General features: G+C 39.7%; 27 protein-coding genes and 1 pseudogene. 11 read left to right on the top strand and 17 right to left on the bottom strand.

Annotated elements, in window-relative coordinates:
* Window positions 1–326: 326 nt before the first annotated feature.
* A complete protein-coding gene (locus ACQKKO_RS13755) occupies window positions 327–1,805 on the bottom strand; it encodes a protein adenylyltransferase SelO (protein WP_498648102.1) in 1,479 nt (492 codons plus the stop codon).
* 91 nt (window positions 1,806–1,896) lie between these two features.
* On the bottom strand, window positions 1,897–2,160 hold the full coding sequence (locus ACQKKO_RS13750) for a hypothetical protein (RefSeq protein WP_498648100.1): 264 nt from the start codon (window positions 2,158–2,160) through the stop codon (window positions 1,897–1,899).
* Window positions 2,161–2,215: 55 nt separating this feature from the next.
* Between ACQKKO_RS13750 and ACQKKO_RS13745 the strand changes: the two genes are divergently transcribed.
* Window positions 2,216–2,518 (top strand): hypothetical protein, encoded by a 303-nt coding sequence (locus ACQKKO_RS13745; protein WP_498648098.1) that lies wholly within the window; start codon window positions 2,216–2,218, stop codon window positions 2,516–2,518.
* 115 nt (window positions 2,519–2,633) lie between these two features.
* Here ACQKKO_RS13745 and ACQKKO_RS13740 read toward each other — a convergent pair whose 3' ends face one another.
* The 3 genes and pseudogenes from ACQKKO_RS13740 to ACQKKO_RS13730 all read right to left on the bottom strand — a co-directional run bounded on the left by ACQKKO_RS13740 (window position 2,634) and on the right by ACQKKO_RS13730 (window position 4,623).
* The gene (locus ACQKKO_RS13740) at window positions 2,634–3,203 is read right to left on the bottom strand and encodes a DUF6434 domain-containing protein (protein ID WP_498648096.1); all 570 of its coding nucleotides are present in this window, start codon (window positions 3,201–3,203) and stop codon (window positions 2,634–2,636) included.
* An 11-nt stretch (window positions 3,204–3,214) separates the two neighbouring features.
* A pseudogene (locus ACQKKO_RS13735) lies at window positions 3,215–3,754 on the bottom strand (tubby C-terminal domain-like protein).
* A 23-nt stretch (window positions 3,755–3,777) separates the two neighbouring features.
* Window positions 3,778–4,623 carry a GNAT family N-acetyltransferase gene (locus tag ACQKKO_RS13730; protein ID WP_498648094.1) on the bottom strand — a complete coding sequence of 282 codons (846 nt, stop codon included), beginning with the start codon at window positions 4,621–4,623 and terminating at the stop codon, window positions 3,778–3,780.
* Between the two features lie 85 nt (window positions 4,624–4,708).
* Between ACQKKO_RS13730 and ACQKKO_RS13725 the strand changes: the two genes are divergently transcribed.
* Window positions 4,709–5,485, top strand: a complete 777-nt coding sequence (locus ACQKKO_RS13725; RefSeq protein WP_498648092.1) for a Cof-type HAD-IIB family hydrolase — start codon at window positions 4,709–4,711, stop codon at window positions 5,483–5,485.
* A 10-nt stretch (window positions 5,486–5,495) separates the two neighbouring features.
* Window positions 5,496–6,056 (top strand): nucleotidyltransferase domain-containing protein, encoded by a 561-nt coding sequence (locus ACQKKO_RS13720; RefSeq protein ID WP_498648089.1) that lies wholly within the window; start codon window positions 5,496–5,498, stop codon window positions 6,054–6,056.
* Here ACQKKO_RS13720 and ACQKKO_RS13715 read toward each other — a convergent pair.
* Together ACQKKO_RS13715 and ACQKKO_RS13710 are read right to left on the bottom strand one after the other, a co-directional pair.
* Window positions 6,019–6,387: a YybH family protein gene (locus tag ACQKKO_RS13715; protein WP_498648087.1), complete on the bottom strand. Its 369-nt coding sequence runs from the start codon at window positions 6,385–6,387 to the stop codon at window positions 6,019–6,021. The genes ACQKKO_RS13720 and ACQKKO_RS13715 overlap by 38 nt on opposite strands.
* Window positions 6,388–6,404: 17 nt before the next feature.
* Entirely contained in the window at window positions 6,405–8,120 is a 1,716-nt protein-coding gene (locus ACQKKO_RS13710) for an ABC transporter substrate-binding protein (RefSeq protein WP_498648086.1), read from the bottom strand.
* Between the two features lie 108 nt (window positions 8,121–8,228).
* Between ACQKKO_RS13710 and ACQKKO_RS13705 the strand changes: the two genes are divergently transcribed.
* Complete coding sequence (locus ACQKKO_RS13705) at window positions 8,229–9,443, top strand: MFS transporter (protein ID WP_498648084.1); 1,215 nt, start codon at window positions 8,229–8,231, stop codon at window positions 9,441–9,443.
* Window positions 9,444–9,497: 54 nt separating this feature from the next.
* Here ACQKKO_RS13705 and ACQKKO_RS13700 read toward each other — a convergent pair whose 3' ends face one another.
* The 5 genes from ACQKKO_RS13700 to ACQKKO_RS13680 are packed head-to-tail and all read right to left on the bottom strand — an operon-like array spanning window position 9,498 to window position 12,796.
* Window positions 9,498–9,884, bottom strand: coding sequence for a hypothetical protein (locus ACQKKO_RS13700; RefSeq protein WP_498648083.1), 387 nt, complete (start codon window positions 9,882–9,884; stop codon window positions 9,498–9,500).
* A 17-nt stretch (window positions 9,885–9,901) separates the two neighbouring features.
* The gene (locus ACQKKO_RS13695) at window positions 9,902–10,372 is read right to left on the bottom strand and encodes a GNAT family N-acetyltransferase (protein ID WP_498648081.1); all 471 of its coding nucleotides are present in this window, start codon (window positions 10,370–10,372) and stop codon (window positions 9,902–9,904) included.
* A gap of 12 nt (window positions 10,373–10,384) precedes the next feature.
* The gene (locus tag ACQKKO_RS13690; protein WP_498648078.1) at window positions 10,385–11,326 is read right to left on the bottom strand and encodes an HD domain-containing protein; all 942 of its coding nucleotides are present in this window, start codon (window positions 11,324–11,326) and stop codon (window positions 10,385–10,387) included.
* Window positions 11,327–11,349: 23 nt separating this feature from the next.
* Window positions 11,350–11,856 carry a GrpB family protein gene (locus ACQKKO_RS13685; protein ID WP_498648076.1) on the bottom strand — a complete coding sequence of 169 codons (507 nt, stop codon included), beginning with the start codon at window positions 11,854–11,856 and terminating at the stop codon, window positions 11,350–11,352.
* A gap of 43 nt (window positions 11,857–11,899) precedes the next feature.
* Window positions 11,900–12,796: a hypothetical protein gene (locus ACQKKO_RS13680; protein WP_498648074.1), complete on the bottom strand. Its 897-nt coding sequence runs from the start codon at window positions 12,794–12,796 to the stop codon at window positions 11,900–11,902.
* Between the two features lie 230 nt (window positions 12,797–13,026).
* On the opposite strand from ACQKKO_RS13680, the gene ACQKKO_RS13675 reads away from it, so the two are divergent.
* Window positions 13,027–13,947, top strand: a complete 921-nt coding sequence (locus tag ACQKKO_RS13675; protein ID WP_498648073.1) for a S66 peptidase family protein — start codon at window positions 13,027–13,029, stop codon at window positions 13,945–13,947.
* Here the strand turns inward: ACQKKO_RS13675 and ACQKKO_RS13670 are convergent.
* The 5 genes from ACQKKO_RS13670 to ACQKKO_RS13650 form a co-directional block, all read right to left on the bottom strand.
* Window positions 13,944–14,183: a GNAT family N-acetyltransferase gene (locus ACQKKO_RS13670; RefSeq protein WP_498648071.1), complete on the bottom strand. Its 240-nt coding sequence runs from the start codon at window positions 14,181–14,183 to the stop codon at window positions 13,944–13,946. The two genes, ACQKKO_RS13675 and ACQKKO_RS13670, sit on opposite strands and share 4 nt — an antisense overlap.
* Before the next feature lie 13 nt (window positions 14,184–14,196).
* Complete coding sequence (locus tag ACQKKO_RS13665) at window positions 14,197–14,505, bottom strand: GNAT family N-acetyltransferase (protein ID WP_498648070.1); 309 nt, start codon at window positions 14,503–14,505, stop codon at window positions 14,197–14,199.
* An 18-nt stretch (window positions 14,506–14,523) separates the two neighbouring features.
* Entirely contained in the window at window positions 14,524–15,843 is a 1,320-nt protein-coding gene (locus ACQKKO_RS13660; RefSeq protein WP_498648068.1) for an amidohydrolase, read from the bottom strand.
* A gap of 190 nt (window positions 15,844–16,033) precedes the next feature.
* Complete coding sequence (locus ACQKKO_RS13655) at window positions 16,034–17,029, bottom strand: Gfo/Idh/MocA family protein (RefSeq protein ID WP_498648067.1); 996 nt, start codon at window positions 17,027–17,029, stop codon at window positions 16,034–16,036.
* An 81-nt stretch (window positions 17,030–17,110) separates the two neighbouring features.
* A complete protein-coding gene (locus ACQKKO_RS13650; RefSeq protein ID WP_498648065.1) occupies window positions 17,111–18,016 on the bottom strand; it encodes a helix-turn-helix domain-containing protein in 906 nt (301 codons plus the stop codon).
* A 122-nt stretch (window positions 18,017–18,138) separates the two neighbouring features.
* On the opposite strand from ACQKKO_RS13650, the gene ACQKKO_RS13645 reads away from it, so the two are divergent.
* From ACQKKO_RS13645 to ACQKKO_RS13620, 6 genes are read left to right on the top strand one after another with little or no spacing between them, the layout of a single operon-like run.
* The gene (locus ACQKKO_RS13645; RefSeq protein ID WP_498648063.1) at window positions 18,139–18,885 is read left to right on the top strand and encodes a sugar phosphate isomerase/epimerase family protein; all 747 of its coding nucleotides are present in this window, start codon (window positions 18,139–18,141) and stop codon (window positions 18,883–18,885) included.
* 19 nt (window positions 18,886–18,904) lie between these two features.
* Entirely contained in the window at window positions 18,905–20,014 is a 1,110-nt protein-coding gene (locus ACQKKO_RS13640) for a Gfo/Idh/MocA family protein (protein WP_498648061.1), read from the top strand.
* Between the two features lie 19 nt (window positions 20,015–20,033).
* The gene (locus ACQKKO_RS13635; protein ID WP_498648298.1) at window positions 20,034–21,332 is read left to right on the top strand and encodes an ABC transporter substrate-binding protein; all 1,299 of its coding nucleotides are present in this window, start codon (window positions 20,034–20,036) and stop codon (window positions 21,330–21,332) included.
* A gap of 35 nt (window positions 21,333–21,367) precedes the next feature.
* Entirely contained in the window at window positions 21,368–21,784 is a 417-nt protein-coding gene (locus tag ACQKKO_RS13630; RefSeq protein WP_498648059.1) for a carbohydrate ABC transporter permease, read from the top strand.
* A gap of 6 nt (window positions 21,785–21,790) precedes the next feature.
* Entirely contained in the window at window positions 21,791–22,303 is a 513-nt protein-coding gene (locus tag ACQKKO_RS13625) for a carbohydrate ABC transporter permease (RefSeq protein WP_498648057.1), read from the top strand.
* A 15-nt stretch (window positions 22,304–22,318) separates the two neighbouring features.
* On the top strand, window positions 22,319–23,155 hold the full coding sequence (locus tag ACQKKO_RS13620) for a carbohydrate ABC transporter permease (RefSeq protein ID WP_498648055.1): 837 nt from the start codon (window positions 22,319–22,321) through the stop codon (window positions 23,153–23,155).
* Window positions 23,156–23,186: the final 31 nt, after the last annotated feature.

Genomic DNA, 23,186 nt, shown 5'->3' with positions numbered 1-23,186 from the left:
CTTAAGATCGTTACTCATTTTAACATATTAATCCATTAAAAATTGCATAGTAATTCAAAAAAGGAGCTGGGACAAAACTAATAATCAAAAAAAATGGCGAATGATTCTACTGTCGAATCATTCACCATTCGTTTTTTTAAAATGAGCGGAAGGAGAACCCGAGACTCCCTACGGAACAGAACGTGGTGAAGACACTGTAGCAGCGACCTTTCCGCGGAGGGGGCTGAGGCCGTTTCCGCGGGTGGGAGGGATTCTCCTGTAGCGGATATTGTGCTATGTTCGTGTTTTGCTATCTCCATTCATGTTATGTCCCAGACTCACCCCCGTCATGTTCCACAGAATGTCCGGTAATCCTTTCCTTCATCGCCCGGTCCTTGTTTGTACGACTCTTGTTCAGAGGAATAAGCGAATGGTTCCTTTAAAACATGTAACAGCTTGTTTAATACTGTATAGTCATCATCCTCAACAGCAGCGTCTAATGCTTCCTCAACGCGATGATTCCTTGGAATGATAGCCGGGTTGTTCTGCTTCATAAGCTGTTGAACGGCTTCATCTGACTGTGATTGTCGAGTCAGTCTTTGATTCCATTGATTATGCCATTCGGAGAACTCTTTTGAACACGATAGTGCAGGTTCTTCACTGAAATCGACTAAAGTTAATGCTCTGAATGTGTTTGTGAAGTCAGCCTCTGCAGACTCCATTATGGTGAGAAGCTGATCAATTAAGTCTTGATCACCCTGCTCAATAGTAAATAAACCCAGTTTCTTGCTCATTCCCTCATACCAGTGATTCAAATACGTTGTTTTAAACGTAGCCAGCTCTTCTTGAACACGCTCAATTGCTTTTTCCTGGTCTTTATCTATAAGTGGCAGTAGTGTCTCAGCAAAACGAGCAAGATTCCAGTTGGCGATATATGGTTGATTTCCATATGCATAACGTCCTTGAACATCAATCGAACTGAATACGGTATCTGGCTTATACGTATTCATAAATGCACACGGCCCATAGTCAATGGTTTCCCCACTAATTGTCATGTTATCAGTATTCATAACCCCATGGATAAATCCAACCAGCTGCCACTTGGCAATTAACTCTGCCTGACGCTTCAACACGCTTCGGTAAAAAGCAAGGTAGGGATTCTCTTCTGATTCAAGAGCCGGATCATGACGCTGGATGGCATAATCAGCTAGTTTTTTTAACTCTTCTACATTCCCATTAGCAGCAGCGTATTGAAAGGTACCAACCCGCAAGTGACTGGAAGCCACTCTTGTCATAACAGCTCCTGGTAATCCTATTTCACGGAGAACAAGTTCACCAGTTGTTACAACAGCTAGGCTTCTGGTGGTAGGTATGCCTAAGTGATACATCGCTTCACTGATGATGTACTCTCTTAGCATCGGTCCAAGCGCAGCCCGTCCATCTCCTCCCCTTGAGAAAACGGTTCGTCCAGATCCTTTTAACTGAACATCAAATCGCTTGCGATCAGGTGTGATTTGTTCACCAATTAGTAAAGCTCGTCCATCGCCTAACATTGTGAAGTTGCCAAATTGATGCCCTGCATACGCTTGGGCAAGCGCGTGGCCCCCTTCAGGAATGTCGTTACCTGCTAATACGTTGACTTGCTTGTCTTCTTTTAGTTGATCGGCTTCTAAGCCTAACAACTCCGCAAGACGCTCATTTAGTAAAACGAGGTTAGGTTCCTTCACTGAATTTGGTTCCAATTCACTATAAAAATTCTTTGGTAATTGGATGTACGTATGATCAAAATTCCAGCCTACATGTTGCCCAAGATCTTGTTTATACATGTAATCCCCTTCTTTTCAATGAGTTAATGTTAGCTTAACAGGTCTCCCCCTTACAATTCACACATTTTGGCTTATTATCCTTTATTGTCTGTTATAATGAGAAAATAGTAACCAGAAGGAAGATAAGAAACAAACCGCCAAAAATGAATCCCCACATTGCTCGTTTGTATTTCTCGTGCATCCATGAATTAATGCTTAATGCAACGATTAAAATTAAAAGTCCAAACGAAACAATATAACTACTAACAGGAACTAAATGTTCACCCTCTATATTCATATAAATAAGTAAGATTGTAATAAGTGGTATGCCAATTACTAGTCGAATGATGAGATCTCTTTTACGCCATTGACTCAATTTTCTGTCTCTCCTTACATGATCAGATTTGTTAAAAAACAAAAAGGGTGATCCTATGTCTTTAGGTCGAATCTATTTAATTTGTTTAGGTCTAGCGTTGATTTCAGTCTTTATCGCTCCACCTAGTCGATATGTAACCGAACATTTGACAACCATTTCGTACGGCTTTCCCGTTCAGTTTATCGTTTATCATAGTTTTGAAGGAGAAGAACCAGCAAGGTGGGAGCTATTTACCTTTCATCGTACTTCTTTTCAACTTGTTCAATGGTTGCTTTCTGCTGCAGGATACTTTCTAGTCTTTGCTATTGTAAAATTGTTTAAGGATAAGTTTAAAAAGGATAGAGAAGAAACCGTTTGATCGCAAAGGATTTGTAAGCTTTCTGCGGTATCACCAAAATACTCTGCCTTCATTCGTCTCACTCCCATAAAGAATCACCTTCTAAAACTATTTACGTAATGTGAGTGAGAGCGTTTCAATTTTTGAATAGATATTTATTACTCCCTGGACCCTTCTTCATTTCCTTCCAGCCCTGAATTGCTTCCTCACGATTTTTCCCCTTGTTTGCCGGATCAGAAAAAAAATCTCGAATATATTGGTTGTATTCAAATTGCGGAGAGATTTCTTTTTTGTAAGAAGGATTCTTTTTACGCTTTTCTTCCTCATACCAACACTCCACCACATCACGATACGTTTTTCCTACATTCGTTTTGAAGTATGTCTGAATAGCTGTAGAAAAATGAAAGGAGGGAATGACTGATTTAAAGAAAGCTCGTACCTCTTGGCTGCAGCGATGATCTCCCATAATGACTGTATCCAAGCTTAATTCAAGAGTCCTCACATTTGTTTTATGTACTTTTGCTTTTCGTTGCGGCTTTAAGATTTCTCCTGTCTCTAAGAAATGTTCAATACGAGTTGAGATTTCTTGCTTAGAACCAGATGTACTTAGTCCATGCTCTCTACAAAACGTTTGCAACTCTTCTTTTAACCAATAATACTGTTTAAACTCTTCTGATCGACAACTTTTTGTTAATTCAGGTCTCATATGTATCTCTCCTAACTCATAGGTTTAACAGCAACTAGACTTAGTAATAAGATCTCTTCTAACAATAATTCGTCTTCATGATAGATTTTGATGTAATAGGTACTCTTAATGGATAACCGCTTATAATAAATCATAGCAAGCTCTCTACCCGAATCTGTTCTTAGAATGGTTTGATGGTCAAGAAGGCTTTTTGAAAAGAAATAGGTACGACTGCCTTTGTAATAAGCGAACTTTGGATTAAGTGTGGTTTTGGATTCATTTACTAACAAGCCTTGTTTTTGCATTGTGTGATCATAAAAATGCCATCGTAATTTAAATAAGGTTTCTTTAAATGATAGTACCTGTAAATCCATTCCATCCCTATATTTAGTAGAGTTAAATGTATAATTTTATTTATCTAAAATGGCTAAGTACTTGCATAAGACCTTGTCTAACGTACCTTTAAAATATGGTTGAATCTGTCCACATTCGTTTCCCTTCGCATCATAAATCTGTATGGAATTTGTAGATCTACGAAGAGCAGGCAATGTATAAGTGTAATCATATTCCATTAGACTTATCTCCTTTTGCTTAACTACCCAAATGCTTGTGATGCAAGAGCTACTAGCTGATTGTTTCGCCAAGACAGAATTCCTTTTCCGAGTACCATTAGAGGTGGTTGAGTAACTTGTTCAAAGCCCATTCCTTTTAAAAATTGAATGATCTCTTGATCAGGATTCGTTAGGTCGATGCGGACATTTCCTGATAAATTCACCAGTTGCTCTTGGATTAGAGCCACTGCTTGGGATCGGTTTTCGCTTACAACAGGTCCTATAATCGCATTTTGAGACGTTTGTATTAGAAGTGAATAGCCCTTCATCTCTCCAGCTTCATCCATTAAGACAACACTTTTCTCAGATTGCTTTATTCGCTTTCTTAAAAATCCTTCTCTTCTGTCCCCAAAGGCTTTTTCATCTATATCAACCATTTGATGAAACTGTTTATCTTGATACGGAAGGATCTGTGGATTACCTTGCACATGAATCGATTCTCTGATCGTATGTGTGTATTTGTAGATAGAATGAACCGTTTTAAAGCCTATCTTTTCATAAAGCACCTTGCCTTCCTCGGTGGCAACAAGGATAACAGTAGACTGAGATAAGTTAACAGACTGAATACAAGCTGTCGTTACCTTTCTCCCTAGCCCTAACCCCCTACATTCAGGGTGGACAATGACTAGGCCTAGTGATGCAATTGTCTGCAGATCATAAGGAATAATAGCGGCACAGGCTATGAGTTGATCTTCTTCCTTGCAACCAAACACCATTCCTGTATTAAAAATCGTTAACAGCTCACGTCTGGTATAATCCCACCCTACTTCTTCTGATAGCCTGATCAAACCGGGGATGTCCTGTATTTGTAATCGTTTAACTTGAACCATAATCAGTCTCCTATTCTATGAATCCATTTCCTAATTTTATCACAAGTGGTATAAATAGAGTGGACTCAAGAAGGAGGAATTCGTTATGTATAAAATTGTTTTCTTTGATGTCGATGGAACATTAACGGATCATAGAGATGGCTCAATCCCTAAAAATACTCAACATACTGTGCGTGCACTACTTAAAAGTGGAATTCATGTTGTTGCAGCCACTGGAAGACCTTTGTCTATTTGTAACCAATTAGTAAGCTTAGGCATTCAGACATTTATTACTGCAAATGGCGCATACGTAAAACATAAGGATACGGTGATACATAAAAATGTGGTGGACCCGACGACCTTAAGTGATGTCAGTGACTATGCAACAAAACATCATTCAGGGCTATTGTTTTTTACTGAAGAGTTAAGTATGAATGGGGTTAAAAATGAAAGAATTCAAGCAGCGCTGCAAGAAACATTGTTATTAGAGGACTATCCTGAGTGTGATCCCTTCATTCACAAAAAAGATGTATACTTAATGTGCTTGTATGAAGATCATGCAGGCAGCAAGCATTTTGAGGATCGGTTTCCAGATCTTACGTTTAGTCGCTGGCACCCTTCTATTTGTAATGTTCTACAAGAAGAGGTTGATAAATCAATTGCGATTGACAAGGTTCTATTTCACTTCGATCTTGATGCATCTGAAGCCATTGCATTTGGAGACGGTTCAAATGATATGGATATGATTAGAAAAGTTGGAACGGGTATCGCGATGGGAAATGCAAACGATCAGCTGAAATCAATCGCCGACTTTGTGACGAAATCCTCAATTGATGACGGAATCACGTTTGCCCTACAGACATTTAAAGTATTACCTGTTTAGGAGGAAGATGATGCAAGATACTTTACTAAAGATCACCGAACACTTAAATAGCCACAATATAACATGGGCAGTAGGTGGCTCACTTATGCTCTCAATTCGGGGACTTGAAACCACGCCAAATGATATTGATTTGTTAGTAACCGAAAGCGATGCACCCAAACTTATTCAAGTACTAGAGACCATAGGACCAAAACAACAGCCGAAGTCTAGTCATCCTCACCTTTTTTCAAGTTATTTTTCTCAGTTTCATATAGATGAAATCGGCATAGATGTTATGGCTAACTTTGGTGTAAAACATGAAAAAGGCATGTATGTCAGTCCTTTACACGTAGAAGCGCTGGAACAATCCCCATTTCCACTCAGCTCGCTTGAAGACTGGTATGTTCTCTACCTTCTTATGCCAAATAGAGAAAGCAAAGTAACCTTAATTGAAGATTACTTTCAAAAGCATGGCGTATCAAAGTCCTACCTACTAAAACAGGCACTGACTCAGTCACTACCTTCCTCTGTTATAAATAGAATCGAACGGGTGCTTACTCATTCGCAGATGGACTTGAATGCTCGTGAATGAGGCTCCACTTACCTTCAACATAAATAAAAACGTTTGTCGCTCTACCACTGCCAGCTCTAAAAGCTCCACCTACATGTCCCTGGTAGTGGTATGTGTAAACACAACTTGCACTTGTCGTCTCTTTAGAGAGCCAAACTACCTCTTCTGCACGATACACTTCATCCGGTATCGCACTCCAACTACGCTCAAAGTACAGTTTAATCGCTTTTAAACTAGTACATGTTTGATCACTAAACCAATACACCGCATTCGGGTGCAAGCATTTCGCAACCTCTTGAAAATCATGGGTGTTTGTTGCTCGGATATACTCCTCAAGTGCAAATTCAACCATATTCTTTCCCCCCTTTTCTATGACAACCACAGCTTACTAAAATCCAGATGTCCATACGAATGATGTGTAGCATTCTGAATGATTGGATCTAGTTTTCGTTTTATTACTGGATGATATAAAAAAATCAGGTGAAAGCCTTCTTTTAATAATAATTCAACGTCTATGATGATTTGTTCTCTCTCTTGATACGAAGTAGTTTCTTCAAATGTTTGAATCAATTTCTGTAATTTATCTTTTTCCGCTTCTTGTAGGTACGGTAGAAAATAGAGTTGTTCATTTTTGAACATACTTAAAAACGATAAATGCCAATCAGCAGAAAAGACCACTTTCATAAAGAGGAGATCTACCTCATTCATGATTGTCGGTTCATAAAATTGGTCGTGAGCAATCGGATTGAGGATCAAATTTATACCATATTCTCTTGCTTCCTCAATCAACCATAATGCTTCTCTTTGAGTGAGTTCATTGGTAAGATAGCCCACTTTTAATACTTCTCCACGATAAGTAGATCGTATCAGTAGATTTGGTATACTCTGTTTTTGTTTAATAACCTGATTTGAACGATTCCCACTAAAGGTGCTTGCTTCTTTTACATCAAATGATAAGTCTGCAGCTAATTTTGAAACGTCTAATAGTTGGTAAATCGCTTGTCTAAGTAATGTATCTTGTAGCACAGAATTTGTTCGCTGATTAAAGAGTACACTCACTACACACATGTCATGCACTAAATACTCTTCAGGCTGCATTGTCTGTTCGGGCAGATGCTGTAAGTACATAACATTCTCTGCTTCTTTTGAAATGGTATGAAAATGTACTTCGTCTATTAAGGCTCGTTCTTTAAAATAATGTTCGAATGCTTGTAATACTAACTTGGTTTTTGTTCTTTCTTTCAGCATAAAGGGACCCGATCCTAGCCACTCGTACTCATTAAATGAGTTAGCCTCAGGCAGGATAACAAGAGTTGGCGTAGAAAGCATTTGCAAAAAGAAGGCATTCTTTTTTCGCAGATAAAAGCTCACTCTATATGGTGACTCAGCTTTGACTTCCTTTATGGAATCAACTAGCCAAGAGTAACGTTTGCTTTTTCTAAGTCTACGAATGGTATAAACAATATCTGCGCTACTCAACTTTTCCATATTGTGAAAATAAATATCTTTACGAAGATAAAAGGTATAGATATGCTCTGATGCATCTACTTTAAAGTGATGCGCCAAATGTGGAACGATCTGGTTCTGTTGCGCGTCGTACTGAACGAGCGTATCACCGAGCTGCCTAATTAAATGTACTTCCAAAGCAATAGCTGAACGTGCTGGATCAAGCGAGGTAATTTCACGTGACTTGAAGGTATAAAGAATGTCCTTTGATTCTTCACTTCTTTTAAATCCTAATAGCTTTTGAAATTCTGCGGAGACATCAATAATCCATGATTTAGGTATAGGCAGCCTTAAAATGAAGGCTAGCTGATCCAGATTATTTGTTTGTAGATATTCATTTACATAATCCCTAATTTCATCTCTAAAAGGTTTATGAAAGGTTACAGCAGAATAATGCCCTCGGCCTTTACCTGGCAAGTACAAAATATATCCCTCTGATTCTAGCTGCTTAAGGATTCGTTTCACATTCCTCTTAGTACAAAACCACAACTCCTCTAGCATTTCGTGTGTAAACTGTACAGATAGCGTAACTTCCTTCTCATATAAAAACGCTCTAAGTAATAAATACTTCTCGTCCACATTCTTCACCTTCCTAAAAGGGGACATCAATCGCTTTTCTCTAGTCTTTTTACCTCTTTTCAAAAAGATGATAATGAAAACGATTAAACTAGATGGGAGAGATGTTGAGTGATTAAAAAGAACTATATCCTGTATTTCTTAGTGACAATTCTGTTTAAACTAAGTGACAAAATGTATGTCATTGCTATTCCTTGGTTAATCTACGAGCTTACACAATCCTCAATAAGCACTGGACTTATGTTTTTTGTGCAAACAGTACCACTTATATGTATGGCTCCTGTTGCTGGTACTCTCGCTGACCGGTTTTCCAGAAAGAAGGTTATGGTATACAGTGCCATGTTTCAAGGGAGCTTAGTTTTGCTTATCCCAGTCTTGCATCAATTTGAGCTTCTCCAGACTGGATTTCTTTATCTCATTGGCTTTCTGGTGGCAAGCGCAGGTGCTTGTTTTAATGTGACAAATAGCACCGTCATCCCACAGCTGTTCAAAAAAGAATCGTTGATGCGTGTAAACTCTCTTTTTCAGATCATTGATACCAGTTCTGTTTTATTCGGAAGTATGGCAGCAGGAATTCTTATCAGTTCCTTGGGGGTGTATTCATTATTTGTTGTGCTAGGCGTAGCTTATATTCCAATTGTGATCTCGTTGCTTTTCCTAACGATGATTCACTCATTTAGTCAAAACAGTAAAAAGACAAGCTGGCAATCCCTTAAGGAGGGCGCAAGTTATCTTTGGTCACACCCTATCCTTCGATCATTAACCTGGCTGATCTTTATTGTAAATATCGCAAACGGCGCATTAGTTAGTATGCTCGTCTTTTATTCACGTGACGAGATTGGTGTTACTTCTACTGAGCTAGGTTGGATCTACGCAGGTGCCGGTATCGCTCAGTTTGCTGGGATCTTGTTATTAAACGTTGTAAAAGCTTCAAAAGAGACGATCCAAGCAATGGTGACTGTCCTTTTTGTTAGTGCGATTGGCATTATACTAACAGCTTTCAGTTGGAATTGGTTCAGTTTGATGATTTGTATTTCCATTCAAAGTGCACCAGTCATTATGTTTAATGTCTTAAATAAAACGTTTAGACAACAGATCGTTCCTTCGAATCTTCTTGGAAGAGTTAATGGTTTAGTGATGATGATTGGACTCGCCTCGTTGCCTTTGGCCGGCTTCTTCACAGGGCTTCTTTCTGAGATTATCAATATAAGATGGATTTTCTTTACTCTCGGCCTCCTGTCGTTAGGAGCGGTGATTCAATTTAGAAGATTAGGCAACATGCACAGGATCAGATCTCCCCATTCAAAGGCTGAGTTAACGTCCTAAAAAACTAGAGACTTAAAGGGAGTTAATAATTATTCTTTAAGTCTCTAAACGATTTCATCCTTTTCTTGCCTTCACAATAAACGTTGCAGGAAGCAGAGCTGCTTTTTGCGTGGCATACCATTTACTTGGATCACCTGTGCTAGTTTCTTCAGGAAGGTACACATCATCAAGAATCTTTTCAATCTTAAACCCACATTCAACCAAAGTATTTACATAGGTGCTTAGCTTCAAATGATGCGTAATGACGCGATCTGGCCACGCTTCATTCCACTCAGGCCCTTCTTCGAGATATGATTTGTGAAGAATGTAGTTCCCTTCTTTATATGAGACGCGGTCATGCATTGGATGCTCCCAGCTAAAGATAAATGTGCCATTTGGTTTTAGATAGCTGTATATATTAGAAAGAGTTTGTTTTAAATCAACTGTCCAACCATTTTCCATCTATGATTCTCCTTTTGCTATAGTCTCTTTTCAAATACAACTCGGTCATTACCTGTCCCGTCATAATTTGTTTGTACCTGTATCCCGTCTACAACCTTATCACCTAAACAAACCTCAAAACCCATTCTTTGATGATAGGCAATTGAGTTCTTATTTTGTGGAGAAGTAATACAACGTACGATGCGACGTTTTTCTTTTTGAACCTTCTGAAAATAATGCTGATACAGTGTCTGTCCTATTTTTTGTTTACGATAATTCGGATGAACTCCAACAAAGTGAATATAGGCCTCAAGAGGATGAGCCTGCGAGAGAAAGCCAATTAAAAAGCCAACCATCTCTCCCTCCACTTCCATGATAAAGCTTGTTTGATTAAAGTGATGAAAGAATAAAGCTGGCAGCATTTGTTCCATCTCTCTTCCCCCCCACCACTCATTTACAACAGAGATGATTGGTTGTTGATCACTGATTTTTAGTGTGCGAATCTGCATGTTCACTTCACCTCATTGGATGGTAATTCTATACTCTTTTCTTAATTGATGTAATTGTTGTGTATGCGTTAAGGCACGTTTTGTGTGTGACATATCTTCACCTAAAACCAATGGGAAGCGATGGTATACTTTCCCTTTTTGGACATGGAGACCTTCAGATGAGATTCTATCTGATACTCGAATACGATACGGCTCAAACAGTAAGGTATGTATGATGTCTTGCGCTTTCTGACTAGGTGATTGCAAAAGCCTGGCAGTCAACTGAGCATCAACTAAAAAGGAAATATCATCCTCCACCAGTTGCTGGTGCAGTCGAACAGCCTCACTAAGTAATTGATCAACTGCTTTTAACAATGGCGCATGCATGATGTGATGATCTTTAAGAATGAGGTCAAGGATCCACTCTGCCGTTTGAATATCGGTTGAAATTCCTTCATCTGTACATGAGAGTGTTGAAAGCAAATCGAAGGAACTGCCATCTAATTCACCCATCATATAAGTGTCTCTCACAAAGCTGTCCAAATGATCCAACCCTAAGGTAGCCTTCGTACCCGTTAATGGGGACTGCTTATTTAGCAAATCGCAGATCTGATTAGATGTTATCTCAGCTTTATGTAAAAGGTTTTTTATTTCATCACGTTGGATGTAGGTTTCTGTAAGCTGATGATGATCGTAACCAAGTGTACGCTCAATCGCATGAGAAAAAGGCAGGTGTCCAATATCATGTAATAAGGCGGCCGCTCTGAGTTCAACCCAATCGGAAAAAAAATGTGCAGTAAGCTTCCAAACACCTACTGTGTGCTCCAATCGACTGTGAGTAACGGAAGAAACTAAGGAACCGGCTCCGTAGTGTGCCAGGTGCTTTAGTCTCTGGAAATAAGAAGATTGCATGATCTCAACTTCCCAAAAGAAGGGTGTGACATCTGGATAAAGGGGTTCCTGTAAAAGCATCATGACCATCTCACTTTACTAAACTTCTATTCTGTTAAAGTTCTTGAAAAATGTATAAATGCTTCTGATTCGAGAATTGACTCGATAAATGCAGATTTTTTCTGACGATAGTTGTCCATCGGTTGACCATTATTAGATCGTTTAAGTTGATTATACTGCTCTTGAATGGTGGGATTTTCTATGAGGTATTTGGTTACTTTCCAAAAGTGATCAATTTCTGAATCGATGACTGTTAATTGAATCCCGATTGGCAGGGTATCATCTATTTCAAATGCGCTAAAGAAAGATGTCTGAGAGCTACCTGTATTTAATTCATAGAGCGATAGTAGTGATTGTTTAGCTGGTTGAAAATCATCCTGTTTTACTCGTACTTGAAAATCAAGATCACCCTTTGTTAATGAATTTGGTACAGCCGTACTGCCAACATGATGAATATCAGCGTTCGGTATCAACCGTTGAATCTGAATCGAATGCTTTTTCACCATTCGATTCAGTATCGTTTGATCCACTGACTTCAGTTCAAAGGTTTGCATCGATTCCGCCTCACTTTAAATTCGGTACGTGAAATTTATTATTCTAAGCCCCTGTAAATGAAAACTGAAATTTCATTGGTTCCCCTACTGATTCTCCAGTTGTTTGATTTGTTGGTGCATCTGTTAATCCATAAATTGAATAAACATCTCCTATGCTCACTCCATCTAGCATATAGAATAACGTAATATGATGCTCTGTATAGGGCTGAAGGTCCCCGTAACCTCTTCCAGACCCACTAAACATCTCGTTAGCATAAAAAGACTGGCTTCCTGAATCTAACCTTGTATTATCAAGATAAAATAAGATCGGATCTTCACTTTTATTAGTCACAACCGCATCTAATTGAATGTACTCGACGTTTTCTCCCGCTACTCCGGCAAGGCTTGGTTCTGTAATTTCACCACTGATTTTACTCGCACTCTTTAACTGCACTTGTACGGGTCCAGATTGAAGCGTTTGAATGTTCTTGAGAGAAGCTTCAACCGTAAATGTTCCAGAGTCTGTTTGAACAGTCGCACCAGTTGATCCATCTACAGTCAAAGCCCCTCTTGTATGATGAATAGTTTCATAGGTTGGTTCTGGTTCTGATTCTTGCTCGGGTTCAGGTTCTTCTTCCTTTGTCTCTGTTTCTACATCTTTCTCATCATTTTCTTTCTGATCTGCAACGGATGTTAAATCATCTTCAGGTTCCACCTGCTCCTCTTCCTTTTTTGTCGTCACATTCTCTTCGGTCTCTTTTGTACTTTCTTCTGTAGACTCTTCTTTACTCTCTTCTTCAGATTCTTCTTCGTTTTCCTGAAGAGCTAGCGACTCTTTCTGTTCCTGAGCAAAGGTTTTTGATTCGGAATTAGTAGCCGATAAAGGCTCTGTTTCCTGTTCACCACAGGCTGCTAGTACACATGTAAAAGCGATAAGAAAAGTCATCGAATGTTTCTTCAAAATTCTCATCCCCCTTTTCTAATATAAGAGTAACAAATGATCCCACATTTTCTCAAGAAAGGATTTTCATTGTTTACACTTAAGAAGAGAATAAGAAGACTAACAAAAACATGCGTGAGTCTTCATCCCCCTTTTCTTCACTTTCTTAATGACACTTCTTTTCAGAAAAAAGGATTTCCTTTTATTCTGTTGCATATATATGTTCACGTAGATAAAAAGGAGGTCCTCCCATGGCAAATAAACCAGCTCCCTTGCAGTCTGGTGATACGATTGGAATTGTGACTCTTGGCAGCCCCCTAGATCCAACTATCATTAATGCACGTGCAGATTACCTCAGGTCACAGGGATACAATGTTCTATTTGGTGATTATGTGTTTGAGCAAGATGGATTTCTTGCAGGAACACCGCAGCAGCGCGCCTCAGATCTTATGAGTATGTTTCGAAATCCAGCTGTTAAGATGATTTTACCTAGTCGGGGTGGGGTTGGAGTGGCAGGGATCCTGCCTTATCTAGATTTCGATACCATTAAAGAGAACCCGAAAATATTAACAGGGTATAGTGACATTACGGTCTTACAAAATGTTCTGTATCAATATGCGGATCTTTTAAGCTTTCAGAGTCTTTTACTGATCGACTTCCGACCAACTACACCTGTTTATAACTTTGATCAGTTTTTCGGAGCTGTTTCTGCACCGATTCCAAGCAAGCTCTTAACAAACCCTCCAGATATTCCTTTAATCAGTCTAGTACCAGGCAACGTAACGGGAGAATTAATTGGAGGAAATTTAACGTCTTTTGTGGACACTCTTGGAACAGAGTTTGAGATTGATACGAAAGGAAAGATTCTTGTGCTTGAAGAAACTCATGAACCGATAAATACCGTCTATCGATACATGAGTCATTTAAATGCGGCAGGCGTTTTTGATGATGTGGCAGGGATCATTATGGGGGAATGCACAAATTGCCAGGAGGCTTACGGCGTTAATTACAATGAACTCATCCGCCGCTTTTTAGTCCCTTTAGGAAAACCTTTAATCACAAATCTCTCTACCGCTCATGGATTCTACAAAGCGTGTGTGCCCATTGGAGCTAATGTAAACATGGATGCGGTAAACTCGATTATTACAATTCTTGAGCCGACTGTCACTTAAAGTGATACGTTCTCAGTCGGCTGTTTCCATTCGGTCTTTAACAATCCGTATAATGTATGATCAACGTACTGATCATAGAGTTTTTCTGCTTGTCGGATACAGCCTTCATTCACAAACCCTAATCGCTTTGGAATGCTCTGACTCCTACTATTATGAACAGCTACTCGTATCTCGACTCGGTTTAGCTCCAGCTCATTAAACGCATAATGGATTAGTTCTTTTACAACAGCTGTCATCCATCCCTTACCCTCATATTTCAGACCCCAACCAATAACCAATTTTGGCCATTCGATTTGTCCAATCAAATTCGTTAAAGCCGGCTACTCCGATGATCGAGTTATCAAGCTTAATGGCTCCAATTAAACGCTTTTGAGCCTCTTTATCCATTTCAGCAAATCGAATGAATTGCCTTGTGTCTTCCACTCGTTGGATTCGATCAACCCATGGTAACCATTTACGCAAGGAAGCACGAGACTCGTCCGTTAATTCAAATAATGCTTGTGCATCTTCTGAAGTAAAAGGTATGACACTTAACTGATCTGTTATATCTAGCTTCATTGATTTATTTCTCTCCCCTTAAACTTGAAGAATTCCTTGACCATTCTCCGCACAAATTAAATAAGCTAATCCATTGACGGCAACGGCCAATGCTCCCTCATCAAAATCAAATAACCGATGATGGTGCCCCGCTGCGAGCGGTGTCCCATATATCATATATGCGGCCTTTCCACCTACTTGCTGGGTAGCTCGCATCATGTAGGTCACATCCTCTGAACCATTTAATTCAATCTCTGGTTGAATGTACTTAACCACAGTACTATGCGCTAAGGCTTTTGGAATTTGCTTAGCCCAATACGAATCGGTTTCTGCTGTTACTCCTTCTCCAACAACCTCTACGTCTACTTCAACACCGTACATCAAAGCTGCTCCTTGAACTCGACGAATTGCCTCTTCTTTCATGTACTGATTTTCTACAGTTGTCGCACCTCTTGTTTCCAGTTGAAGCGTCGCATCCCCGGGAACAATATTTCTGCCTGTGCCAGCTTGCAAGGTTCCCACGTTTATTCGAGTAGCCCCTTCCCCATGTGGAGCAATCGAATGAAGGGCTAAAACCATAGTTGATGCAGCCAAAAGAGCATTTTTGCCCTCATGCGGACTCATTCCAGCATGCGCCGTTTTCCCTTTAATCTTGACATCCAACTTTGAAGTAGCCAATATACCTGTCGCTCGTGCAACAATGGTACCAATTGGCAATGATTTAATGCCTAAGTGACCACTTAAAAAAAGGTTGGCATCCTTAAGCCACCCTTTAGCAACCATTGCATTCGCTCCTCTGCTTCCTTCTTCAGCTGGTTGGAAAAGTAATGTGTACCGACCATTTAATTGCTCCTTATGTTGATGAAGGAACCGTGCAATACCTAAACCAATAGTGGTATGACCATCATGGCCACACGCATGCATCATACCAGCATTGCGTGAACGGAATCCTTCTTTGCTCGGAATATGAGTGCGCTCCTCCGCTTCCTCTATCGGAAGCGCATCAATATCAAACCGCAACACAATATGGTTGCCTGGCCGACCAGTATCCAGTGTAGCGACTACACCCGTGTGACCGCTTTGAATTTGATCTAGAAAAGCTCTAGGTACACCTTGAACAAGCGCCCTCTTCTCATGCTCCTCTAACGTCGCTTGACTAGGCACACCAAAACGCGACTCCGTGTCGAGTGCATCTTTACCAATATGTAACGTAAAATCTAGTGCTAGTAATTTCTTATAGATATAATAGGTTGTTACATACTCGCAAAAACCCACTTCCGCATGTTGATGTAATTCACGTCTCCAGCACTTTAATTCAGGTTCAATCATCCCTGTCCAAGTGTGTAATATGTGTCTCAAGACTCGCAGTCTCCTTTACTGAGTAAGCTTATATTCTTATATAAATGGAAAATTAAAGTCTATAATTCAGAGTATAGCATGTTTCACAACTAACCGTTTGTTACCTTTATGAATATATCGTATTTTCTGATAAAAGATTTAATATGAAAAACCCGTGAAGTGTTATTCACAGGTTCTCTTGTCATGCACCTTACGAAGTTAATAATACCCTTGTACCTTCCTCTGCAGATTTTTTCGCTGCTTCGTTTAGTTTGGTTAATTGGATCATGTCATCCCTAGTAATTCGTGGAGTCTGATTGTGCAGGATTTCATTGATCCATTGTTGCATAGCACTACTTTCTTTTTGAGGAAGCTTAGGGGTCTGCCATCCATCACGTTCCAGCTCACTTGAACGAATTCGTAACTCCTGCTCCTCAATTAAAATACTACCCTTGGTTCCATGCAATTCGAGGATAAACGGACTGCCACCGGCAACAAAGCCAGCTTCAATCACTCCAATAACACCTGATTTATGACGAGTAATGACCGACGCATGATCATCAACATCTTTATCCGTAAAGCTCCCCATCTCACACATGACCGATTCGATTTCACCAGCCAACCGATTTGTTAGGTAAATCGGATGAGCACCTAAGTCAATTAACGCACCCCCGCCACATTGTTCTTTATTAAAAAAGTGCTCAGGTAGCCAACCATTCGGATTTGCTTCTGTTGCTACAGCACCACCATGTGCTAATCTACAGCGGATCGATGTTAACGATCCTATAAGTCCTTGTTTCAGAGCTTCTTCGGCATAAAGGTAAGTCGGATCGTTTAGTCGTGGTAAGGAAAGCATTAGAGAAACACCTTGATCCTTAACCACTTCTAGTATCTCTTCGCATTCAGCAGTTGTTAGAGCTAATACCTTCTCAGAAAACACGTGTTTGTTCGCCTTAACTGCCGCTATGATGACGTCTCGGTGCATGACCGTTGGTGTGTCCACGATGACCCCCTCAATATCATCTTGTGCAAGAAGTTTATCTAGATCAGCAACAAAAGGTACGTTAAGTTCATTTGCCCAGTTCTGGCCTCTTTTTGCGTCTTCATCCCAAACGGCAGTGATTTCCAAGTCCTTGTGTTCAAGTGCTTCTCTTGCATAGTCATTTGCATGAACATGCCACCTACTCAACATTGCTACTTTTACCATCGAATCACTCCCATTACGTAATCGCTTTCATTCTTATCCTAATGAGAATGCACAAATGATGTCAAGACAAAAATCTGATATTTATTTTAAATCGTTTGCTTCAAGCTTTTTTCTGAATTGATAAGGTGAGCTTTTTTTTAACTGTTTAAATTGCTGGATAAAGTAGCTCGTACTAGAATAACCAACCGTCACAGCAATTTCTGTTATGGTCGCACTGGAGGTAGATAATAGCTTTTCAGCTTCTGTTATACGCACATAATTTAATAGCTCTGTAAATGATCGTCCAGTAATTGCTTTTATTTTCCGGGAAAAGTAACTGTAACTTAGTTTGCATTCCTTTGCAGCGTCCCTCGCCGTAATGGATGAAGCGTAATTTTTTTCGATTAGATCAAACACTTCACGCATCAGTGTAAATTCGGTTTCACTATAAGGGTCCGTTTCTCTGACGACCACCCCTTGATTCCGCCAGTAACGAAGAACCTCTAAGAAAATGGAACAAATATGAATACGTATTGCAAAATCATACCCATACGCTTTCATGTAAAACTCTTTCATCATCTCTTCAATTATGATCGCAATGCGTGTAGCTGTAGTTTCCTCTTTAGTAAGTAGCGTTTGTGGACTAGTCTTAGCCATAGTAAACGGGAGTACATATTTTGATTCAAAGATGGAGCGAGAGGTTGAATACAAGACTTCAGGTTCTAGCTTAATAACTAAATAACGAGTATCCTCTCCTTCATCTGCAAAAATAGAATGAACCTCATTAGAGTTTATAATGACTAAATCCCCTTCTTGCATAAAAAACGTTTCACCACCAACAAAGATACGGGCCTTTCCTGAAAATGAAAAGAGCAATTCAATTGCTTCATGAAAATGGGGCTTGGCAATTTGAAGCAATGGAGAGCTATGCTCCATGTGACATTGAATGGGTTGCTTTAAAGTATTTTCTTCTAAAACAGGTTCATGCTGTACCTCACTATTAGACATTTATTATCGCTCCTTATATAAGAATGACAAATATCTGATACTTTATAATAGTTTCACTATATCACCTACATCGTCCTCGTGATACATTTTTACTGAAGCAAAGATCAGAAGGGTGTGTCTGAATGAGTAAAATTGGATTACAGCTTTATTCGTTAAAAGAACGTTGTGCAGAGAATTTAATTGGCACGCTTGCAGATGTGGCGAAAGCAGGATATGACGGTGTTGAATTTGCTGGATATTTCGGTGTTTCAAGCAAAGAGTTAAAAAAGCAGCTTGATGCAAACCGTTTACAAGTAGCGGGTAGTCACATTGGCATCAATGAGCTTGAATCAAATCTTGATCAAGTCATTGATTATTCGCTCGAAATTGAAAACCCTTTCATCGTTTGTCCTGGCTTACCTGATCATTATCGTAATTCTTTGGACGCCTATAAAAAAACAGCTGAATTATTTTCCAGCATCGGAGAGTCGTGCAAGCGACAAGGTATTACATTCGGCTATCATAATCATGACATTGAGCTTCAAACATTTGATGGTCATTATGGTCTTGACCTCCTCTTCTCTCACAGCGATGCGAAAAATGTTCGAATGGAACTTGATACGTATTGGCTTGAAGTGACAGGATTAAAAACGGTTGACTGGATGAATCTTTATCAGGAGCGTATCCAAGCCCTCCATATAAAAGACATGAATAATCTAACTGAAAAACAAAATGTAGAGATTGGGTCTGGCGTCATGGACTTCGAATCCATTGTCTCCGCTGCACGCCCCTACAACATTAACTGGTTTATTGTTGAGCAAGAAGAATTTTCAATCGATCAACTAGAATCCATCACTAAAAGTGCTTCATATTTAAAAACAATCTTATAATTAAAGGAGAGTGTTCATAATGGAAAGAGTTGTCCGTGTTGGAATGATTGGTTGCGGTGGAATTGCGAATGGGAAACAAATGCCAAGCCTTGCAAAGGTGAAGGAAGTCGAGATGGTTGCATTCTGTGATATCGTTTACGAAAAAGCTCAAAAAGCTGCTGAAGAGTATGGTACAGAAGAAGCTAAAGTATACACAGACTACACGGAACTATTAAAAGATCCGTCGATTGATGTTGTTCACGTTTGCACACCAAACAAATCACACTCTTTTATCAGTATCGCTGCTATGGAAGCTGACAAGCACGTACTCTGCGAGAAACCAATGGCAAAAACAGCTGAAGAAGCTCGTAAAATGGTTGAGGTTTCAAAGCGTACTGGTAAAAAGCTTACCATTGGCTACGACAACCGTTATCGTAATGATTCACTTTACCTTAAAGAGTTAGTAGAGCAAGATGAACTGGGTGAAGTATATTATGCAAAGGCGCACGCTGTAAGACGAAGAGCTGTTCCAACCTGGGGTGTGTTCTTAAATGAAGACGAACAAGGTGGCGGTCCACTTATTGATATTGGGACTCACGCAATCGATCTGACGCTTTGGACCATGAACAACTACAAAGTAAAAAGTGTAGTCGGAAATGTATACTACAAGCTTTCTCAAACAGAAAATGCAGCGAACGCTTTTGGACCTTGGGATCCTAAAGAGTTTACGGTAGAGGATTCTGCGTTCGCATTCATTACAATGGAGAATGGAGCGACCGTCACACTTGAAGCAAGCTGGGCTTTAAATACATTGGATGTGGACGAAGCAAAAGCAACGCTTTGTGGAACAAAAGCTGGTGCAGATATGCGCGATGGTCTTCGCATTAACGGTGAGAAGCTTAGCAGACTTTATGTAACGAAACCAGACCTGAATGCAGGCGGAGTTGCTTATTACAGTGGAGGCTCAGAAAGCCAGGCTGATCGCGAGGCAAGACTTTGGATTGAAGCCATTCTAGAAGATAAAGAACCATTTGTAAAACCGGAACAGGCACTCGTTGTCAGTGAAATCTTAGAAGCGATCTACGAATCATCTAAAACAGGGAAAACGATCTATTTTGATCAGAAAGAAGAATCCACTACTTCCATCTAAGGAGTGATGCCGCTTGGCTATGATGAACGTAACTGCTTATAAACGTTCCTTGTATTGCATTGGATTCAGTACAATCTTAATCACTGCCGGCTGTCAAGCTCAAGAGACTACAGAAGAGATTGAAGCACCTATTACTGTAGAAGGTAAAACAACGGTTTCTTATTGGCACAACCGTACAGGGTCAGGTCTAGAAGCTCTAGAACAAGTTGTTGAGGATTTTAATAGGAGTCAGGATGAGATCTTCGTGCAAGCTATATACAGCGCCTCATCTGAAGGAGACGATCAACGGTTACTAACGGCTATTGCCGGTGGTAACCCTCCTGATCTTGCTCATTTCGATCGATTCAAGGTGGCTCAGTATGCTTCGGAGAATTCACTGGAATCCTTAACACCTTTTATAGAACGAGATCAATTTGAGATGGAAAAGTACTATGATTATGCCTCACTCGAAACTATGTATGAGGATGAATATTATGCCATCCCCCTAACAACTGATTCACGTTTGCTGTTCTATAATAAGGATCGTTTTGAAGAAGTTGGACTTGATCCTGATAACCCTCCAGCGTCCATTAGTGAATTAGAAGATGCAATTGAACGTCTCACTGTTTTTGAAAGCGGTAACATAAAACAAATGGGTATGGTTCCATGGACTGCTCAAGGATGGTTCTATACATGGGGTTGGGGCTTCGGTGGCGAATTTTATGATGAAGAAACAGGTGAATTAACGCTTACAGATCCAAAAAACGTTGAAGCACTTGAATGGTTAGTCAGCTTTGCAAATAAATATGATGCGGCTACGATCACTAGTTTCGATACTGCTCAAGGAAGCAACGAAATGGACCCATTTAATCTTGAATTATACAGCATGAAAATTGACGGTCCTTTTGCTATCTCTAACATCAAACAATACAACCCTGATTTGAATTTTGGAGTCACTCCAATCCCTACTCCTATTGGTGATCAGTTCTCAACTTGGTCTGGAGGCACGTCATTAATTATGCCAAAAGGAGCAAAGAATAAAGATGAAGCCTGGGAGTTCATGAAGTATTTTGGAAGTGAAGAGGGTCAACGAACAAATAGTGAAATCGATAACCAAATGTCTGTAATTGATACTGTAAATGAGGAATTATATCGAGATGACCCTATTATGAGCGAGTTCATTGATATACTACCTCAATCGAATGCGCGCCCTCCTATTGCAAATGGTCAGTTCTTATGGAACCAACTCGACAAAATGGTAGAATACGCAATTCATGGCAGAGGAGAGCCCGAAGAGTTGCTGGAAAAGGTCCACAAACGAGTAAACGAGAGACAGTAGTCGTCACTCGCTAATTTTGAGTGGAGGGATTTGAAATGAAAACTGATCAAAAGCTTTCCGTACATAAAAAAATTGCTCGTGCTCCTAAATCAAAACGTTCAAATGAGACCTTAACAGGTTGGTTGTTTGCTTCACCCTGGGTCATAGGGCTTTTATTGTTTTTTGCCTATCCGCTGATCTCTTCTATTTACTACAGCTTTACGGATTATAGTATTTTTCAGGCCGGGGATTTCGTTGGGATGAGTAACTATAAAGAGCTTATGACTGATGAATTGTTCTGGATATCCATAGGTAACACCATTTATTTTGCAGTACTTTTTGTTCCACTAAGCATTATATTTGGCGTTGCTTTAGCGATGGTGTTAAATATGAAAATTAAAGGAATGTCGGTGTATCGGACGATCTTTTTTCTACCGACACTTGTTCCACATGTCGCCCTCGCTATTCTTTAGATATGGTTGTTAAATCCAGAATTTGGTCTTATTAACGCAGGTCTTGGATTAATCGGAATTGATGGTCCCGCTTGGCTGGGCAGTACATTTTGGTCAAAACCTTCATTAATACTTATGTCTTTATGGGGCATGGGCCAAGCGATTATTATTTACCTAGCTGGACTAGGCGATATCTCAGAAGAATATTATGAAGCTGCAGATGTCGATGGTGCAAGCTTCCTACAAAAAACCTTCAAAATTACACTCCCACTCTTAACTCCAGTTATTTTCTTTAATCTTGTCATGGGATTCATAGGAGCATTCCAACAGTTTACACTGCCTTACACAATGACAAACGGTTCGGGTAGCCCCGCCGATTCTTTAACATTCTATGTCATGTATCTTTATGATAACGCTTTCAATTATTTCCGAATGGGCTATGCTTCAGCAATGGCTTGGATCCTTTTCATTATAATCATGGGTTTAACAGCTTTTGTCTTCTGGACATCAAAACGTTGGGTACATTACCAAGGAGATTAAAGGAGGTTCAAGAATATGAGTGCGATCACCCAGAAAAGAATGAAGACGAATTATGCTCATTCCGTGTTAATCTTAGCTTCCATCCTATTTCTTGTTCCTTTTATCTGGATGGTATCGACTTCACTAAAACCTCTTACACAAGTGTTTAGCTTCCCTCCAGAATTTATCCCACGTCCTGTTCAATGGGAGAATTATGTTGAATCTACAAAGTATATTCCATTTTGGAAATATACATTTAACACGGCGGTAATCACCATATTAAGTACGATCGGCGTCATTATTAGTTGCCCTCTCGTCGCTTATAGCTTTGCAAAACTAAAGTGGCGTGGACGAAATGTTTTGTTTGTCATAACTATTGGTGTGATGATGATACCTGCCCAGGTTACAATGATTCCCCTTTTTCTGCTTTTTAACCAGCTCGGATGGGTAGGGACAAATTTACCTTTAATTGTCCCGGCATTTTTTGGAGTTCCGTTTTCAATCTTCTTGTTGAGACAATTTTTTAAGGGGCTACCCGATACTTTACGCGAAGCTGCAAAAATTGATGGAGCCAGTGAATGGCGAATTTATTGGCAAATTATGTTCCCGCTCGCAAGGCCAGCAGTGTTAGCTATCGCTTTATTTCAGTTTATGGCATCCTGGACTGATTTTCTTGGACCTCTTATCTATTTAACAAATGAAACGTCTTACACACTTTCTTTAGGACTTCAACAGTTCCAAAATCAACAAGGATCACAGTGGCATATGATGATGGCTGTATCAACGTTAATGACTCTTCCTATCATTATTTTGTTCTTTTTCATGCAAAAAACCTTTATACGAGGGATTACATTCACTGGTATTAAGGGATAAAAAAATCGATGAGTCACCTCATCGATTTTTT

It is taken from the genome of Alkalihalobacillus sp. NPDC127517, assembly GCF_050276055.1.
Taxonomy (GTDB): domain Bacteria; phylum Bacillota; class Bacilli; order Bacillales; family Bacillaceae_D; genus Alkalicoccobacillus.
Note: the sequence above shows the minus strand (reverse complement) of the source record. Positions and strands in the feature narration are given on the sequence as shown.

Coding starts and splice junctions, on each gene's coding strand:
- ACQKKO_RS13755 (WP_498648102.1), bottom strand. CDS start 1,805: ATGTATAAACAAGATCTTGGGCAACATGTAGGCTGGAATTTTGATCAT.
- ACQKKO_RS13745 (WP_498648098.1), top strand. CDS start 2,216: ATGTCTTTAGGTCGAATCTATTTAATTTGTTTAGGTCTAGCGTTGATT.
- ACQKKO_RS13740 (WP_498648096.1), bottom strand. CDS start 3,203: ATGAGACCTGAATTAACAAAAAGTTGTCGATCAGAAGAGTTTAAACAG.
- ACQKKO_RS13730 (WP_498648094.1), bottom strand. CDS start 4,623: ATGGTTCAAGTTAAACGATTACAAATACAGGACATCCCCGGTTTGATC.
- ACQKKO_RS13725 (WP_498648092.1), top strand. CDS start 4,709: ATGTATAAAATTGTTTTCTTTGATGTCGATGGAACATTAACGGATCAT.
- ACQKKO_RS13720 (WP_498648089.1), top strand. CDS start 5,496: ATGCAAGATACTTTACTAAAGATCACCGAACACTTAAATAGCCACAAT.
- ACQKKO_RS13715 (WP_498648087.1), bottom strand. CDS start 6,387: ATGGTTGAATTTGCACTTGAGGAGTATATCCGAGCAACAAACACCCAT.
- ACQKKO_RS13700 (WP_498648083.1), bottom strand. CDS start 9,884: ATGGAAAATGGTTGGACAGTTGATTTAAAACAAACTCTTTCTAATATA.
- ACQKKO_RS13695 (WP_498648081.1), bottom strand. CDS start 10,372: ATGCAGATTCGCACACTAAAAATCAGTGATCAACAACCAATCATCTCT.
- ACQKKO_RS13690 (WP_498648078.1), bottom strand. CDS start 11,326: ATGATGCTTTTACAGGAACCCCTTTATCCAGATGTCACACCCTTCTTT.
- ACQKKO_RS13685 (WP_498648076.1), bottom strand. CDS start 11,856: ATGCAAACCTTTGAACTGAAGTCAGTGGATCAAACGATACTGAATCGA.
- ACQKKO_RS13675 (WP_498648073.1), top strand. CDS start 13,027: ATGGCAAATAAACCAGCTCCCTTGCAGTCTGGTGATACGATTGGAATT.
- ACQKKO_RS13670 (WP_498648071.1), bottom strand. CDS start 14,183: ATGACAGCTGTTGTAAAAGAACTAATCCATTATGCGTTTAATGAGCTG.
- ACQKKO_RS13665 (WP_498648070.1), bottom strand. CDS start 14,505: ATGAAGCTAGATATAACAGATCAGTTAAGTGTCATACCTTTTACTTCA.
- ACQKKO_RS13655 (WP_498648067.1), bottom strand. CDS start 17,029: ATGGTAAAAGTAGCAATGTTGAGTAGGTGGCATGTTCATGCAAATGAC.
- ACQKKO_RS13650 (WP_498648065.1), bottom strand. CDS start 18,016: ATGTCTAATAGTGAGGTACAGCATGAACCTGTTTTAGAAGAAAATACT.
- ACQKKO_RS13645 (WP_498648063.1), top strand. CDS start 18,139: ATGAGTAAAATTGGATTACAGCTTTATTCGTTAAAAGAACGTTGTGCA.
- ACQKKO_RS13640 (WP_498648061.1), top strand. CDS start 18,905: ATGGAAAGAGTTGTCCGTGTTGGAATGATTGGTTGCGGTGGAATTGCG.
- ACQKKO_RS13635 (WP_498648298.1), top strand. CDS start 20,034: ATGATGAACGTAACTGCTTATAAACGTTCCTTGTATTGCATTGGATTC.
- ACQKKO_RS13630 (WP_498648059.1), top strand. CDS start 21,368: ATGAAAACTGATCAAAAGCTTTCCGTACATAAAAAAATTGCTCGTGCT.
- ACQKKO_RS13620 (WP_498648055.1), top strand. CDS start 22,319: ATGAGTGCGATCACCCAGAAAAGAATGAAGACGAATTATGCTCATTCC.